This window comes from Gilvimarinus sp. 1_MG-2023, assembly GCF_030548285.1.
This window is the reverse complement of the sequence record NZ_JAUOSC010000090.1, coordinates 1-509: the sequence shown is the minus strand read 5'-3', so window position 1 is coordinate 509 and position 509 is coordinate 1. Positions and strand designations below refer to the sequence as shown.

At 61.5% G+C, this 509-nt stretch carries 1 protein-coding gene; it reads left to right on the top strand.

The window, feature by feature from the left end:
* A partial coding sequence (locus Q4563_RS15825) for an MBG domain-containing protein (protein ID WP_303605147.1) occupies positions 1-509 on the top strand: 509 nt, incomplete at both ends.

Sequence of the window (509 nt, the reverse complement as noted above, 5' to 3'; positions counted from 1 at the left end):
TGGGCGGTCACCGACGGCTCACTGGCAGCAGGTGAAACGCTGGACGGCACCCTCAGCCGCGCCGCGGGCGAGAATGTGGGCGGCTACGCCATCACCGGCGAGTTGGCCGGCCATACGGCCACGGACAATTACACCGTTACCCTGAACGATGGCATGCTCACTATTAACCCGCGCCCGATTGTGGTCAGCGCCGATGATTTGATTAAAATCTACGGCGAGAGCGACCCCGAGCTCACCTACGCTCAAGCGGGGACACCGGCCTTTGAGGAAACCATCAACGTCAGTTTAACTCGCGAGCCCGGCAGCGATGTGGGCGGCTATGTCATTACCCCCACCGTCACCGGCGATGTGTTGAGTGATAACTACGATCTGACCGTGACCAACGGCGCGTTGCAGATTACCCCGGCGGCGCTGACCGTGACGGCCGATGATCTGGAAACTTACTGGGACCTGCTGCCGGCGCAATTTCCGCGCACGATTGATGGGCTTGCCAACGGCGATACCGAGGC